This is a genomic window from Streptomyces sp. NPDC008125 (assembly GCF_042957125.1).
Taxonomy (GTDB): Bacteria; Actinomycetota; Actinomycetes; order Streptomycetales; family Streptomycetaceae; genus Streptomyces.
The window spans coordinates 119,703-133,934 of record NZ_JBIBHR010000012.1; the positions used below are offsets into that span (position 1 = coordinate 119,703).

The following is a 14,232-nucleotide window of genomic DNA, read 5'->3' on the forward strand; positions in this document are numbered from 1 at the left end:
ACGGCCGAGGCCCTCGAAGCCGTCGGCATCATGTCCCCCTTCCCGATCCAGGAGATGACGCTCCCCGTAGCGCTCTCCGGCAGCGATGTCATCGGGCAGGCGAAGACCGGTACCGGCAAGACGCTGGGCTTCGGCCTGCCGCTGCTGGAGCGCGTCACCGTCCCCGCCGACGTCGAGGCGGGCCGCGCCGCGCCCGAGAAGCTGACGGACGCGCCGCAGGCGCTCGTCGTCGTCCCCACCCGCGAGCTCTGCCAGCAGGTCACCAACGACCTCCTCACCGCGGGCAAGGTGCGTAACGTCCGCGTCCAGGCCATCTACGGCGGCCGGGCGTACGAGCCGCAGGTCGAGGCGCTGAAGAAGGGCGTCGACGTGGTCGTCGGCACCCCCGGCCGGCTGCTCGACCTGGCGGGCCAGCGCAAGCTGGACCTGTCCCACATCCGTGCGCTCGTCCTCGACGAGGCCGACGAGATGCTGGACCTGGGCTTCCTGCCCGACGTCGAGCGCATCATCACGATGCTGCCGCCGAAGCGCCAGACCATGCTCTTCTCGGCGACGATGCCCGGCGCCGTGATCAGCCTCGCCCGCCGCTACATGTCGCAGCCCACGCACATCAACGCCACGTCGCCCGACGACGAGGGCACGACGGTCAAGAACACGACCCAGTTCGTGTACCGGGCGCACAACATGGACAAGCCCGAGATGGTCTCGCGCATCCTCCAGGCCGACGGCCGGGGACTGGCGATGATCTTCTGCCGTACCAAGCGCACCGCCGCCGACATCGCGGAGCAGCTGGAGAAGCGCGGCTTCGCTTCCGGCGCGGTCCACGGAGACCTCGGCCAGGGCGCCCGTGAGCAGGCGCTGCGCGCCTTCCGCAACGGCAAGGTGGACGTCCTCGTCTGCACCGACGTCGCGGCACGCGGTATCGATGTCGAGGGTGTGACCCACGTCATCAACTACCAGTCCCCCGAGGACGAGAAGACCTACCTGCACCGCATCGGCCGTACCGGCCGCGCGGGCGCCAAGGGCACCGCCGTCACGCTGGTGGACTGGGACGACATCCCGCGCTGGCAGCTGATCAACAAGGCGCTGGACCTGAAGTTCCCGGATCCCCCGGAGACGTACTCCACCTCGCCGCACCTGTTCTCGGACCTCGGCATCGCCGAGGGCACCAAGGGCATACTGCCGCGGGCCGAGCGGACCCGTGCGGGTCTGCGCGCGGAGGAACTCGAAGACCTCGGCGAGACCGGTGGCCGGGGCCGCAAGGCTCCCGCCTCCTCGGGCCCCGCCCGTGAGGCTCGTGAACCCCGTGAGGAGCGCCCCGCGCGCACCCCGCGTCAGCGCCGCCGCACCCGTGGCGGAACCGGCCAGGAGGAGGGCGCCGCCACGGTGCCCGCGCCCGCCGCCGAGGCCGTACCGGCCCCGGAGAGCGACCAGGCCGCCGGGGCGACGGAGCCGCGCACCCCGCGCCGCCGCCGTCGTGGCCGGGTCGGTGTCGCGGAGGCCGTCGCCGCCGAGGCGGCAGCCGTCGCCGTGGCGGAGGCTCCCGCACCGGTCGCGAAGGCGCCCGAGGTCGTCGTGGAGGCTCCCGCGGCCGTGGAGGCCACCAAGCCGGCCCGTCGCCGCCGCACCCGTGCCGCGGCTCCGGCCGAGCCGGAGTTCCAGACGGTGGCGGCCGTGGCCGTGGGCTTCACCGAGCCCGCCGCCGAGGTCAAGGCCGAGACGAAGCCGCGCCGCCGCCCCCGGGTCGTGAAGCCCGCCGAGGACGAGGTCGACTTCCAGATCGCCCCGCCCTCGGAGCCCGAGTCCGAGAGCCGCCCGCGCCGCCGTCCCCGTACGGCCGCCAAGCCGGCCACGGAGACGAAGGCCGAGACGAAGCCCCGGACCCGCAAGGCCGCCGCGCCGAAGACCGCCGTGAAGGCCGAGCCCGAGGCCGCCGTGGCCGCACCGGCCGCCGACGCCGCGGAGGAGAAGCCGAAGCGCCGCCGCCGCGCCGCCGCCAAGCCGGAGACCACGGTGGTCGCCGAGGCGGAGGCCGTGGCGGGCGAAGCGGCCGAGGCTCCGGCCCGGACCCGCCGCCGGCGCACGACCCGCCCGGCGACCGCCGAGGCCGCGTCGGCCGAGAGCTGACGCTCGCGGCACCGCACCGAACGCCGGACTGCCCCGGCCCCCGCACACCGGGGGGCGGGGCAGTCCGGCGTTTCCGGTGGGCAGTCGCGGCCCCCGCGCTCCCGGCACGCTTGCGCCCCGCACGTCAGGGGCATGGTCGACGACGGCCTAACCTCGTCCCATGAGCCGGCCGCCGACCTTCACCCCGCCCCCCTGTGCCCGTGCCCGCGCGCTGCGTACCGCGCGCGGCGACTTCGCCGTCCTGGACGCCGTGCCGCGTGCGGACCGGCGCGGCACGGTCCTGATGCTCCCCGGCTACACCGGGAGCAAGGAGGACTTCGTCGCCCTCCTCGAACCGCTGACCGCCGCCGGTTTCCGCGCCGTCGCCGTGGACGGCCGGGGGCAGTACGAAAGCCTGGGTACGGGCCGTCAGGAGAGTTACGCACAGGGCGAGTTGGCGCGGGACGTCCTCGCTCAGACAGTGGCGCTCGATACGGCCGACGGCACGCCGACGCACCTGCTCGGCCATTCGCTGGGCGGCCAGGTCGCCCGCGCGGCCGTGCTCCTGGACCCGGATCCGTTCCGCTCGCTGACGCTGATGTCGTCCGGACCGGCCGAGATCTCCGCCGGGCAGCGGGACAAGGCGAAAACGCTCGGCGACGCGCTGACCGTGCTGACCATGGATCAGGTGTGGGACGCGATGCGGGCGCTGGACCCGCCGGAGGACGCGGCCACCGGCGGCGGCGAGGATCTGCGCCGCCGGTGGCTGATGAACGACCCCGCGCAACTGATCGCCACCGGCCGCCAGTTGTCCGTGGAACCGGACCGGGTGGACGAGCTGGCCGCGACCGGCCTGCCCGTCCACGTCCTGTCCGGTGAACGCGACGACGTGTGGCCGGTCGGGCTGCTCACCGCGATGGCGGGCCGGCTGGGCGCCCGCCGCACCACGATCGCCGGCGCGGAGCACTCCCCCAACACCGCGCGCCCCGAGGAGACGGCGGCGGCGCTGGTGGCGTTCTGGGAGAGCCTCTGAGCGTCCTCGGAGCGACCCGGCCTTCCCCGAGGGCTCCCGGGCTTCCCGGCCTCCCCCGAGGACTCCCCGGCTTCCCCGAAGAAGGCGGCTAGAACTGCGCCTGGAGGTGCTGCCAGAAGCCGTCGCGCAGCGCCCGGCGCAGCTGGGCGTGCCCACGCAGGGAGTGCTGGAGCAGGCGTTCCGCCTCGACCAGGAGGTCCTGGTCGACGGAGCCCGGCAGGTACGGGTGGCCCGGCATCAGGTCGACCAGGGACTCCCGGCCCTTGGCGGCGAGCCAGGCGGCGGCGACCTGCGCCCCGACGAAGCGGACGTCCTCGCGGGAGGGCGCCGGGCCCTCGTCCTCGTACGTGGTGACCGGGCGGCGGGTGACGTAGGGGCGGCAGAAGTCCAGGTCGAAGGTGCGCTGACTGTCCACCTCCCAGAGCAGCGGCTCGGCCTGGTTGCGGCCCTCGCCGGCCTCGATGCCCCAGAGGTGCACGCGGGCGCCGTACCCCTGGGCGGCCTCCACGGCCGAGACGAGGTCCTCGTCGCCGCCGACGAGTGCGGCGTCGCTGATGGCGCGGTGGCGGGCGAGCGATTCGAGGTCGGTCCGGATGAGGGAGTCGACACCCTTCTGCTGGTTGTTGGCGTTGAGGTTGCCGAGGCGCACCTTGACGTCGGGCAGTTCGGCGATGGACTGCTGCTCGGTGGTGTGGATGCGGCGCCGGGCGCCGTCGTACCAGTAGACGCGGAGCAGTCGGCTGTCCGCGAAGATCGTGCGGGCCTGTTCGATGAACGCCTCGATCAGCCCTCCGGAGTCGAGGTCGAAGGAGCGGCGGTCCTCGGTACCGGTGACGAGGAGTCCGGCGGCGGCATAGACATAACCCGCGTCGACGAAGATCGCGTGGGTGGAGGGGGTCTTCGAGACCTCGGCGAGGACGCGCTGGAGGAGTTGGTTCGTCAGGTCCAGGCGGTCGCGGACGTCGTCCGGGGTGGCGGGGAAATCGGCTTCGGTCATGGGCGACTCGACGTCCGTGTCGGGGCGACTACCTGCGGGTACTTAGACATCCAAAAAATTTCCTTAGCGTAGGGAATGTTTTCCGGGGGGTGCGCCGTTGTACCCCTCGTAGGGAGCGGGACCGTGCGGCCTCGCTTCCTTATCCTTGCGGACGGGAATACCCGTCCGACCAGTAGTTCTCCAGCAGGAGGATCGGACGAAGGGAAGCCCTGTGCGCTTCGAGATCATGCGACTCGACGATGTCGACGGTACCGCCGTGGACAGCACCGTCGTAGACGCCGCCTCCGTCAACCGGATCGTGCAGCAGGCCGCGGCAATGGGCCAGCGCATCTACATTCGGCCGGCCGAAAGCCCGGCCTCGTAACACCTTCCGGCAGTACGCCTTGATGAGATGACGAGTCGCCCCCGTACGGATCTCCGTACGGGGGCGCTGTGCGTCCGGCCCGGTTCCGGGCGGCGGGGGGCGGCTTCAGCTGTTCTGGACGACCTGGGTGACGCCGTTGATGATCTGCTGCACCGCGATGGCGGAGAGCATCATGCCGGCGAGCCGGGTCACCAGGACCACACCGCCGTCCTTGATGACCCGGATGATCAGCAGCGAGTAGCGCATGGTCAGCCAGAGCACCACGTGCATGACGACGATCGCCGCCCAGACCGAGATCTGGCTGGTCACGGTGTGCGCGTGCTGCACGGCCAGGATCACCGAGACGATCGCGCCGGGCCCGGCGAGCAGCGGCATGCCGAGGGGTACGAGCGCCACGTTGACGTCCTTCGTCTGCGTCGGCTCGTCCGTCTTGCCGGTGAGCAGGTCCAGCGCGATGAGCAGCAGGAGCAGACCGCCGGAGATCATCAGCGCGGGTACGGAGACGTGCAGGTAGTCCAGGATCTGCTGGCCGAGGACGCCGAAGACGGCGATCACCCCGAAGGCGACCGCGACCGCCTGGAGCGCCATCCTGCGCTGGGTCTTCGCGGGACGGCCCGCGGTGAGGGCCAGGAAGATCGGCGTGATCCCCGGCGGGTCCATGATCACGAAGAGGGTGAGGAAGAGGGAACCGAAAACAGCGACGTCGAACACGGTGAGCCTTGCGGGAGAAGAGGACGAGCAGGTCGGGGGGCGCACGGGCGACCCCGGCCCACCGGAGCGCGGGGCTACGGGACCGGCCGGGGTGCGGTGGCGGCGGGAAGGGGTGCAAAGGGGCGCGCGGCACCGGAGTGCGGCCGGGTGCGGCTGCGGCGGACGGAGATCCGACTGCCGGAGAACCCGGGAGACCAGGGGTGGGTGCGGCCCTCAGCGGCGGAGGGCTCCACCGGCGCCCGGCACCGGGAAGGCTCCCGTGGCGCGCCGGGTGATCTCGCCGTAGATCTCGGGGTCGGTGGTGTACTCGCCGAGGGCGACGGTCTTGCGGCTGCCGTGGTAGTCGCTGGAGCCGGTGGTGAGCAGTCCCACGTCGGCGGCGAGGCCGCGCAGCCGGGCGCGGGTGGCCTCGTCGTGGTCCATGTGGTCGACCTCGATGCCGTCGAGTCCCGCTGCGGCGAGCCGGGCGATGGCCGATTCGGGGACGACGGAACCGCGCTTGACGGCCGCCGGGTGGGCGAAGACGGTGACCCCGCCCGCCGCCTTGACGAGCCGGACGGCGTCGAAGGGGTCGAGTTCGTGCTTGCCCGCGTGCGCCCTGCCGCCGTCGGCGAGCCACTCGGGGGTGAACGCGTCGGAGACGGTGGGAACGACGCCCAGTTCGACGAGGGCGGCGGCGACGTGCGGGCGGCCCACCGAGCCGTCCCCGGCGATCCTCGCGACCCGGTCCCAGGTCACCGGCACGCCGAGCGCCTGGAGCTTGCCCACCATGGCCTGGGCGCGCGGCACCCGGTCGTCCCGGACCAGCTCGCGCTCGCGGGCGAAGACGGGCTCCTCGGGGTCGAAGAGGTACGCCAGCATGTGCAGGCTCACCCCGTCGAGGCGGCAGGAGAGTTCGGCGCCGGTGACGAGGGTGAGGGCCTCGGGGAGGGCGGCGAGCGCCTCGGCGTGGCCGCGCACGGTGTCGTGGTCGGTGAGGGCGACGACGTCGAGTCCGGCGGCGGCGGCGTTGGCGACCAGCCGGGCCGGGGTGTCCGTGCCGTCGGACGCGGTGGAGTGCGTGTGCAGGTCGATACGCACGACGGTGGCTCCTGTGCTCGCGGCGGACGGTGGGGACGCTCCAGGATAACGAACGCCCGGGCTTCACCCGGACGGCCGCACGGAGCCGCCCCATCGCCGGGCCGGGCCGCGCACGGCCCGGCGGGTACTCGCCGCCGTCAGCGGGGCGCGGGGCCCTGCCGGGGCGGACCCTCGGGGATGCCGAGCAGGCGTGGGGTGAGGGCGCCGCAGGGCACCAGGTCCGTTTCGGCGCCGGCGTCGCGGAGGTCGGTGAGGACCAGCTCGTCGTACATGAGCAGCGCCGACTGCTGGGGCCAGACGATCGCCCAGAGCCAGAGCCCGCGCGCCTCGCCCGCGAAGACGGCCCGGTCTTCGGGTACGCCGTGCACCTGCCAGAGCGGCGTCGGGCGTCCGGCGGCGAGCACCTTGGCCACGGGGGGACCGTCGACGCGCATCCGGGGGCCGGGGTCGGGGCCTTCGATCCCGGCGTAGCGGGCGCCGAGCCCGACGCCGAGTTCCTCGGCGACCAGCAGCAGCTCGCCCATTCCGCCGAGCGGCCCCGGTCCCGAGCAGACCAGCGCGGTGGCGCGACCGCCGCTGCGGTCGTCGCCCGCGTGCGCCACGCCCGTGAAGAGCCAGCCGACCGGCAGCGGCCACGGCATCCACACCGGCACCTGTGCGCGGTGGACCACCACTCCGAGGGCCTCGACGCTGGGCGGGACCACCGGTTGCATCGGATGGACCGGACCGTGCGCGGGGCACTGCCAGGAGTCGGCGAAGAGACCGGGCGCCCTGACCCGGCCACCGCACTTCGGGCAACTGGGTTCGCCTCTCATAGCGCCCCACGGTCCCCCTCCCGGGTCGCCACGTCAAGGACGGTCACCCGTCCGCAGCGTGGCCCCCACCAGGAACAATAGATGTAGCTTGCATCTATTAGCCGACCTAACTTATTCTGTGGAGTGCACAGGCAGCTGCCCCGGACCGCGCGCCACGGGCCGTGCGCCGGGGCCCTGGGGCTGCCGAGACCGCATCCGTGAGGAGAGTGGGAACACCATGCAGGGAGAGGACCCGTTCGACGAAGGGGCCACCAGCATCCTTCGCCAGCCCAAGGCGGTGTGGGCGACCGCCGGCGCCTCGGTCGTGGCGTTCATGGGCATCGGCCTGGTCGACCCGATTCTGCCGTCCATCGCCAAGGGACTGGACGCGACGCCGAGCCAGGTGTCGCTGCTGTTCACCTCGTACTTCCTGATCACCGCGGTCGCGATGCTCGTCACCGGCTTCGTCTCCAGCCGCATCGGCGGCAAGAAGACCCTGCTGGCCGGGCTGGCGCTGGTCGTGGTGTTCGCCGCGCTCTCCGGTACGTCCGCCTCGGTGGGCGAGCTGGTCGGCTTCCGGGCCGGCTGGGGGCTCGGCAACGCGCTCTTCGTCTCGACCGCGCTGGCCGTGATCGTCGGCGCCGCCGCCGGTGGCAGCGCGGCGGCGATCCTGCTGTACGAGGCGGCGCTCGGCCTCGGCATGGCGTGCGGCCCGCTGGTGGGCGCACTGCTCGGCAACGCCAGCTGGCGCTACCCGTTCTTCGGCACCGCCGCCCTGATGGCGATCGGGTTCGTCTGCATCAGCGCGTTCCTGAGGGAGCAGCCGAAGCCGGCCAGGAAGACCTCGCTGCTCGACCCGGTCAAGGCACTCGGCCACGGCGGACTGGCCTCGGTGGCGGGCTCGGCGTTCTTCTACAACTACGCGTTCTTCACCATCCTCGCGTTCACCCCGTTCGTGCTGGACATGACCCCGTACAAGTCGGGCGCCGTCTTCTTCGCCTGGGGCCTGCTGCTCGCCGTCTTCTCGGTCTTCGTCGCCCCGCGGCTCCAGGCGCGCTTCGGCTCACTGAAGGTGCTGGGCGCCTCGCTCGTGCTCTTCGCGGCCGACCTGCTGATCCTCGGGTACGGCGACCACGTCGCCGCGATCGTCTGCACCATCGTCTCGGGCGCCTTCATCGGCATGAACAACACCGTCTACACCGAGCTCGCCCTCGGCGTCTCCGACGCACCCCGCCCGGTGGCGAGCGCCGGCTACAACTTCGTCCGCTGGTTCGCCGCGGCCGCCGCCCCCTACCTCGCGCCGAAGATCGAGGAGTGGACCGATGTGCACATCCCGTTCGTGGTCGCCGCTGTCGCGGCCGTGGCCGGCGCGCTGATCGTCCGGGTACGCCGCTCCGCGCTCACCCACGAGGCCGAGGAGGTCCAGCCCCGGCACGCCACCGAGGACGGCGTCTCGGCCTTCGCCGGCTGACGGCCGCGACACGGCGGAGCGGGACACGGGAAGAGGGGCCCTGCCGGCCGGCGGGCCCCTCTTCCCACGACCGCGGCACGGACACGGACGGGTGGGTCAGTCCAGCGGTACGGAGGTACGCAGCGGGTCGCGCAGGTCCGTACCGTGCGAGAGCCAGCGCGCCTGGAGCTCCTCGCCGCCCCGGACCCGCTTCCAGGCGGCCTCGTTCGCGGTCATCGGGAGCAGCGGCAGGAAGCGCACCGGGTCCATCGGCTCGTCCAGTTCCAGGTCCTCCACCAGCCCGCCGGACTCGGCGACCAGCACCGAGGAGAAGGGGGCGGACGGCCAGAGCGGGCCGCCCAGGTCGAGAGAGGCGCCGGGTGCCACGATCACGCCTTCGACCTGCGGGGACGCCGCGAGTACGGCGAGCGGGCGGAGCACCTGGTCGGTGTCGGCGAGCCCGGCGCGTACGGAGAGCACCAGCTCGGCGCGGGGGCCCTTCACCGGGTCCGCGAGTGGTGCGGTGGGGTCCGCCATGGGCTGGGCGGACATGCCGAGGGTGGCGTAACGGACCACGTCTCCGTCGAGGAAGCGCAGCACTTCGATGCGGTCCGTACCGAGGAAGGTCACGGCGGCGCGGGCGTCCGGCTCCCCGAGGGCGGTGCGCAGCCGGGCTTCGACGAGCGCGAGAATTTCTTCCATGTCGCGAGCATAGAACGCGTATCGAACGGGCAAAGTAAGGGATTGACCCTTGGCCGGGCTGATAGCCTGGCCGCCGGTCGGGACAGCGCGCGACGCGGCGCCCCCTGAAGTCCCGACAGCACGTCGTCCCCCACGGGGGACCGGCCGGAGGAGGTGGGGACTGCCATGGATCCAAGTCGACCGTGCAGTACCAAGCGCTCTTCCGTCTCCACCGTGTCCCGGTGATTTCTTAAGCCCTCTCGGTCAGGGCTCGTGGCTTGTCGCACGGCGGAAGAGCATCCCGTTTTTGCCTGTCTGTAGCGAACGCCGTCGCCACCGCTCCGCGGTGCCGCCCGCTTTGCGGACGTGGTGCACACGTCTCCATTCCGGGCTGTTCCGCCTGCGCGCACCGCACGGCCCTTTCGTGTAGGAGCCAGCCATGTCAATGATCCGTGACCTGCGCGCCGCCGTGCGCCCCTCCCTGCGTCCGTCCCTCCGCAAGGAACCCGTCCCGCACACCGGTTACGACCCCACCCGCGACCCGTCCGCCTCCAGTGCCGTGGTGGACTGCGCGGTCTACCGCGACGGCCGCCGCATGGAGGCGTCCGCCTGCCAGACCCCGCACGAGGCAATGCTGCGGGTGCGCGAGGGCGGCGGCTTCGCCTGGATCGGGCTGCACGAGCCCACCGAGGCCGAATTCGCCGTCATCGCACGGGAGTTCGGGCTGCATCCGCTGGCGGTGGAGGATGCGGTCCACGCCCACCAGCGGCCGAAGCTGGAGCGGTACGACGACACGCTCTTCACGGTCTTCAAGACCATTCACTACGTCGAGCACGCCGAGCTCACCGCGACCAGCGAGGTCGTCGAGACCGGCGAGGTGATGTGCTTCACCGGCCGGGACTTCGTGATCACCGTCCGGCACGGCGGCCAGGGCTCGCTGCGCGCGTTGCGCCACCGCCTGCAGGACGACCCGGAGCTGCTCACCAAGGGGCCCTCCGCAGTGCTGCACTCCATCGCCGACCACGTGGTGGACGGGTACATCGCGGTGGCGGGTGCGATGCAGGACGACATCGACGAGGTGGAGATCGACGTCTTCTCCACCCCGACGAAGGGCAGCGCGCGCGGCACCGATGCCGGGCGGATCTACCAACTCAAGCGTGAGGTACTGGAGTTCAAGCGCGCCGTCTCGCCGCTCCAGCGGCCGATGCAGCTCCTCAGCGAGCGGCCTATGCGGCTCATCGACCCGGACATCCAGAAGTACTTCCGCGACGTGGCCGACCACCTCGCCCGGGTGCAGGAGGAGGTCCTCGGCTTCGACGAGCTGCTGAACTCGATCCTCCAGGCCAATCTGGCGCAGGCGACCGTCACCCAGAACGAGGACATGCGCAAGATCACGTCCTGGGCCGCCATCGTCGCCGTACCGACGATGATCTGCGGGGTCTACGGCATGAACTTCGAGCACATGCCGGAACTCCAGTGGACGTACGGCTATCCGATGGTGCTGGGTGTCATCGCCGTGGTCTGTTTCTCCATCCACCGGACGCTGAAGCGCAACGGCTGGCTGTAGGCCGTGTCCGACGCCGCGCGGCCCGCGTCCCCTAGGCTCTTCGCCATGACTGCTGACTCGTTGCTCGGGCAGGCCCTCGTCGAGGAGGCCACCAAGAAGTCCGGCCTGGTCTGGGTGCGCGCCTCCGGCGCCGCCCGGGCGCTCTGGCACGTCTGGCACGAGGGCGCGGCGCTGCTCGTCGGCGGCCCCGGTGAGCAGCCGCTCCCGGAGGGATTGGCGGACGGCGTACGGGCCGAGGTGACGGTGCGCAGCAAGGACAAGGGCGGCCGGATCGTCGCGTGGACCGCCGAGGTGGCCGAACTCGCCCCGCACTCCGAGGAGTGGGCGGCGGCGGTCGCGGAGCTCAAGGGGAAGCGGCTGAACGCGCCGGACGCCGAGCGGCTGACGGAGCGCTGGGCGGCCGGCTGCCGGGTGGTGCGGCTGACGCCGGTGGCGCACACCACCGAGCTGCCGGACGGCTCGCTCGCCGCCCGTCCGCTCGACACCCCCGCGATCACCCGCGAGCCGGTACCGGCGGGGCTGCCCCGGCTGCTGCTGAAGAGGAAGCGCCGCGCCAAGGGCTGAGCGCGATGCCCCGGACGTACGAACGGCTCAGCCGGAATTCCTCGGCAGCTGGCCGCCGTAGTCGACGGTGTCGTCCTGCGGCGGGGCCGCCAGTTCGAAGGAGCGCCCCCAGTCGGCGAGGGTGACCGTGCCGCCCCCGCCGCCGCGCGCCACCCTGACGGGGTACGGGGTGCCCTTGAGGGACACGTCCAGGGCTCCGCCCTCGCCCTTGCCACCCAGGATCTGGATGACGGGCACGCCGGTGACCTTGTCCCGGTCGCCCTTGTTGACGGTGCCGTGCAGGGAGAGCAGTCCGTCGAGCAGGGTGTCCTTCTCGGTGAAGCCGCGCAGCCGCGTGTACGTGGGGTCGTCCTCGGGGACCTTGACGTACTTCCCGTCGAGCTTCTCGGCGGCCTCCGCGTCGTCGTCCGCGCCCTTGCCGCCCTGCGCGTCCTGCTCGGCGCTCCAGAAGGCGGCGTCCGCCTTGAGGTAGAGGTCGTCGCCGACCCGGAGCACGGCGAAGGTGTTCTCCTTCGAGGTGACGGAGCCCGTGCCGCCGTCGGCGTTGAGCCGCATGTCGAGGGTGTAGCTGCCGTCCTTGCTGAGGAGGGTGCCCGCGAGGTGGACGGCGGTGGCGGCGTCGGCGGCGGCTCTGGCCCGGCTGTCGATCTCCGCGGCGGAGAGCTTGCCGATTCCGTTCGTGCCCTCGTCGGGGTCGTCGCCCGCGCAGGCGGTGAGGCCCAGGGCGAGCTGCGCCCCGAGCGCCACGGCGAGCGCGGTCCGGCGGGCCCGTACGGCGGGAGCGTAGGAGGTCACGCGCACTTGCCTCTCGTATACGTGTGGGATGGCAAGCGGCAGCGTACCCGGGGTTCGGGCGCCGTCCGGAAGGGAGCCGTCCGGACGCGCTCCGGGGCCGGTACGGAGCGGTACGCAGGGGTACGGGCTAGCCTGAATCCGGCATGGCGGCGTCATCGACGCCCCTGACGTACCGTGAAATGGCCACGTCAGGCATCGCACGCGGCAACCGGCACGGAAGGGGTGCGCAATGGCATCGGGCGCGCCCAGGGTCTTCGTCTCGCACCTCTCCGGAGTCCCGGTCTTCGACCCCAACGGCGACCAGGTCGGCCGGGTCCGCGATCTGGTGGCGATGCTGCGCGTCGGCGGCCGGCCGCCGCGGCTGCTCGGCATGGTGGTGGAGGTGGTCAGCCGGCGGCGCATCTTCCTGCCGATGACCCGGGTGACGGGCGTCGAGTCCGGTCAGGTCATCACCACCGGCGTGGTCAACATGCGCCGCTTCGAGCAGCGTCCCACCGAGCGCCTGGTGCTCGGCGAGTTCCTGGACCGGCGGGTGCGGCTCGCGGAGTCCGGCGAGGAGGTCACCGTCCTCGACGTGGCCATCCACCAGCTGCCGGCCCGCCGCGACTGGGAGATCGACAAGTACTTCGTCCGCAAGGGGCGCGGCGGGGCGCTGCGCCGCAAGGGGGAGACGCTGACCGTCGACTGGTCGGCGGTCAGCGGCTTCGCACTGGAGGAGCACGGGCAGGGCGCCGAGAGCCTGGTCGCCACCTTCGAACGGCTGCGCCCCGCCGACGTCGCCAACGCGCTGCACCATCTGACGCCCAAGCGCCGGGCGGAGGTGGCCGCCGCCCTCGACGACGACCGGCTCGCCGACGTGCTGGAGGAGCTGCCGGAGGACGACCAGGTGGAGATCCTCGGCAAGCTGAAGGAGGAGCGCGCGGCGGACGTGCTGGAGGCGATGGACCCGGACGACGCGGCGGACCTGCTCTCCGAGCTGCCCGAGGAGGACAAGGAGCGGCTGCTGACGCTGATGCGTCCGGACGACGCGGCCGACGTGCGGCGGCTGATGAGTTACGAGGAGCGGACGGCGGGCGGTCTGATGACGACCGAGCCGATCGTGCTGCGCCCGGACGCCACGGTCGCGGACGCGCTCGCCCGGGTGCGGCAGTCGGACCTCTCCCCGGCGCTCGCCGCGCAGGTGTACGTCTGCCGGTCGCCCGACGAGACGCCCACCGGCAAGTACCTCGGCACCGTGCACTTCCAGCGGCTGCTGCGGGATCCGCCGTTCGCGCTGGTCAGCTCGATCGTGGACAGCGACCTCGTACCGCTGCCGCCGCACACCCCGCTGACGGTGGTGACCAGCTATCTGGCCGCGTACAACCTGGTCTCGGTTCCCGTGGTGGACGAGAGCGGGTCGCTGCTGGGCGCGGTGACCGTCGACGACGTACTCGACCACCTGCTGCCGGAGGACTGGCGGGAGACCGACTTCCACGGCGAGGAGGGGATCCCCCGTGGCCGCTGAGGAGCGCTCGAAGGCGGTGTCCACCGGTTCGTCCGGGATGGTGCGCCCGCCCAGGTTCCGGCTGGACCAGCCGAAGGCGCCGCGCCGCCGGCTCCTGCCGGAGTACGACCCCGAGGCGTTCGGCCGGTTCTCGGAGCGGATCGCGCGTTTCCTGGGCACCGGGCGGTTCATCGTCTGGATGACGCTGATCATCATCGTCTGGGTGCTCTGGAACATCTTCGCGCCGACCGCGCTGCGGTTCGACGAGTACCCGTTCATCTTCCTGACGCTGATGCTCTCGCTCCAGGCCTCGTACGCGGCGCCGCTGATCCTGCTCGCGCAGAACCGGCAGGACGACCGGGACCGGGTCACCCACGAGCAGGACCGCAAGCAGAACGAGCGGTCCATCGCCGACACCGAGTTCCTCACCCGGGAGATCGCGGCGCTGCGGATGGGGCTCGGCGAGGTCGCCACCCGCGACTGGATCCGCTCGGAGCTGGAGGACCTCCTGAGGGATCTGGAGGACCGGCGCGTCCTCCTGCCGTCCGAGAGTGACGAAGGCGACCGCTGAAGGGCTACCCGCGCGTAGCGTCGCGCGCCGTAACAT

At 72.2% G+C, this 14,232-nt stretch carries 14 protein-coding genes; 8 read left to right on the forward strand and 6 right to left on the reverse strand.

The window, feature by feature from the left end; genetic code table 11:
• The first annotated feature begins 54 nt into the window (after window positions 1-54).
• Window positions 55-2,127, forward strand: coding sequence for a DEAD/DEAH box helicase (locus ACFZAX_RS21410; RefSeq protein ID WP_390963427.1), 2,073 nt, complete (start codon window positions 55-57; stop codon window positions 2,125-2,127).
• A 160-nt stretch (window positions 2,128-2,287) separates the two neighbouring features.
• Window positions 2,288-3,139 carry an alpha/beta fold hydrolase gene (locus ACFZAX_RS21415; protein WP_390963429.1) on the forward strand — a complete coding sequence of 284 codons (852 nt, stop codon included), beginning with the start codon at window positions 2,288-2,290 and terminating at the stop codon, window positions 3,137-3,139.
• 88 nt (window positions 3,140-3,227) lie between these two features.
• Here ACFZAX_RS21415 and ACFZAX_RS21420 read toward each other — a convergent pair whose 3' ends face one another.
• Window positions 3,228-4,136, reverse strand: a complete 909-nt coding sequence (locus tag ACFZAX_RS21420) for an NYN domain-containing protein (RefSeq protein ID WP_390963430.1) — start codon at window positions 4,134-4,136, stop codon at window positions 3,228-3,230.
• A 211-nt stretch (window positions 4,137-4,347) separates the two neighbouring features.
• Between ACFZAX_RS21420 and ACFZAX_RS21425 the strand changes: the two genes are divergently transcribed.
• The gene (locus ACFZAX_RS21425; RefSeq protein ID WP_327177840.1) at window positions 4,348-4,500 is read left to right on the forward strand and encodes a hypothetical protein; all 153 of its coding nucleotides are present in this window, start codon (window positions 4,348-4,350) and stop codon (window positions 4,498-4,500) included.
• Between the two features lie 105 nt (window positions 4,501-4,605).
• On the opposite strand, the gene ACFZAX_RS21430 is transcribed toward ACFZAX_RS21425, so the two are convergent.
• The 3 genes from ACFZAX_RS21430 to ACFZAX_RS21440 form a co-directional block, all read right to left on the reverse strand.
• Window positions 4,606-5,211 carry a MarC family protein gene (locus ACFZAX_RS21430; protein ID WP_390963432.1) on the reverse strand — a complete coding sequence of 202 codons (606 nt, stop codon included), beginning with the start codon at window positions 5,209-5,211 and terminating at the stop codon, window positions 4,606-4,608.
• A gap of 213 nt (window positions 5,212-5,424) precedes the next feature.
• Window positions 5,425-6,291 (reverse strand): PHP domain-containing protein, encoded by an 867-nt coding sequence (locus ACFZAX_RS21435; protein ID WP_390963433.1) that lies wholly within the window; start codon window positions 6,289-6,291, stop codon window positions 5,425-5,427.
• Between the two features lie 137 nt (window positions 6,292-6,428).
• Entirely contained in the window at window positions 6,429-7,106 is a 678-nt protein-coding gene (locus ACFZAX_RS21440) for a DUF6758 family protein (RefSeq protein ID WP_390963435.1), read from the reverse strand.
• Between the two features lie 217 nt (window positions 7,107-7,323).
• On the opposite strand from ACFZAX_RS21440, the gene ACFZAX_RS21445 reads away from it, so the two are divergent.
• Entirely contained in the window at window positions 7,324-8,556 is a 1,233-nt protein-coding gene (locus ACFZAX_RS21445; RefSeq protein WP_390963436.1) for an MFS transporter, read from the forward strand.
• 96 nt (window positions 8,557-8,652) lie between these two features.
• Here ACFZAX_RS21445 and ACFZAX_RS21450 read toward each other — a convergent pair whose 3' ends face one another.
• On the reverse strand, window positions 8,653-9,237 hold the full coding sequence (locus ACFZAX_RS21450; RefSeq protein ID WP_390963438.1) for a suppressor of fused domain protein: 585 nt from the start codon (window positions 9,235-9,237) through the stop codon (window positions 8,653-8,655).
• Between the two features lie 418 nt (window positions 9,238-9,655).
• Between ACFZAX_RS21450 and ACFZAX_RS21455 the strand changes: the two genes are divergently transcribed.
• Window positions 9,656-10,783 (forward strand): CorA family divalent cation transporter, encoded by a 1,128-nt coding sequence (locus tag ACFZAX_RS21455; protein ID WP_390963439.1) that lies wholly within the window; start codon window positions 9,656-9,658, stop codon window positions 10,781-10,783.
• 45 nt (window positions 10,784-10,828) lie between these two features.
• Complete coding sequence (locus ACFZAX_RS21460; protein ID WP_390963441.1) at window positions 10,829-11,347, forward strand: hypothetical protein; 519 nt, start codon at window positions 10,829-10,831, stop codon at window positions 11,345-11,347.
• 27 nt (window positions 11,348-11,374) lie between these two features.
• Here ACFZAX_RS21460 and ACFZAX_RS21465 read toward each other — a convergent pair whose 3' ends face one another.
• Window positions 11,375-12,142, reverse strand: a complete 768-nt coding sequence (locus tag ACFZAX_RS21465) for a hypothetical protein (protein ID WP_390963442.1) — start codon at window positions 12,140-12,142, stop codon at window positions 11,375-11,377.
• A gap of 229 nt (window positions 12,143-12,371) precedes the next feature.
• Here ACFZAX_RS21465 and ACFZAX_RS21470 point away from each other — a divergent pair, with 229 nt between their 5' ends.
• Together ACFZAX_RS21470 and ACFZAX_RS21475 are read left to right on the forward strand one after the other, a co-directional pair.
• Complete coding sequence (locus tag ACFZAX_RS21470; RefSeq protein WP_390963443.1) at window positions 12,372-13,646, forward strand: magnesium transporter MgtE N-terminal domain-containing protein; 1,275 nt, start codon at window positions 12,372-12,374, stop codon at window positions 13,644-13,646.
• Window positions 13,636-14,196, forward strand: a complete 561-nt coding sequence (locus ACFZAX_RS21475) for a DUF1003 domain-containing protein (RefSeq protein ID WP_390963444.1) — start codon at window positions 13,636-13,638, stop codon at window positions 14,194-14,196. The genes ACFZAX_RS21470 and ACFZAX_RS21475 overlap by 11 nt, the downstream gene beginning before the upstream one ends.
• Window positions 14,197-14,232 lie beyond the last annotated feature (36 nt).

Coding starts and splice junctions, on each gene's coding strand:
- ACFZAX_RS21410 (WP_390963427.1), top strand. CDS start 55: ATGACGCTCCCCGTAGCGCTCTCCGGCAGCGATGTCATCGGGCAGGCG.
- ACFZAX_RS21415 (WP_390963429.1), top strand. CDS start 2,288: ATGAGCCGGCCGCCGACCTTCACCCCGCCCCCCTGTGCCCGTGCCCGC.
- ACFZAX_RS21420 (WP_390963430.1), bottom strand. CDS start 4,136: ATGACCGAAGCCGATTTCCCCGCCACCCCGGACGACGTCCGCGACCGC.
- ACFZAX_RS21440 (WP_390963435.1), bottom strand. CDS start 7,106: ATGAGAGGCGAACCCAGTTGCCCGAAGTGCGGTGGCCGGGTCAGGGCG.
- ACFZAX_RS21445 (WP_390963436.1), top strand. CDS start 7,324: ATGCAGGGAGAGGACCCGTTCGACGAAGGGGCCACCAGCATCCTTCGC.
- ACFZAX_RS21450 (WP_390963438.1), bottom strand. CDS start 9,237: ATGGAAGAAATTCTCGCGCTCGTCGAAGCCCGGCTGCGCACCGCCCTC.
- ACFZAX_RS21455 (WP_390963439.1), top strand. CDS start 9,656: ATGTCAATGATCCGTGACCTGCGCGCCGCCGTGCGCCCCTCCCTGCGT.
- ACFZAX_RS21460 (WP_390963441.1), top strand. CDS start 10,829: ATGACTGCTGACTCGTTGCTCGGGCAGGCCCTCGTCGAGGAGGCCACC.
- ACFZAX_RS21470 (WP_390963443.1), top strand. CDS start 12,372: ATGGCATCGGGCGCGCCCAGGGTCTTCGTCTCGCACCTCTCCGGAGTC.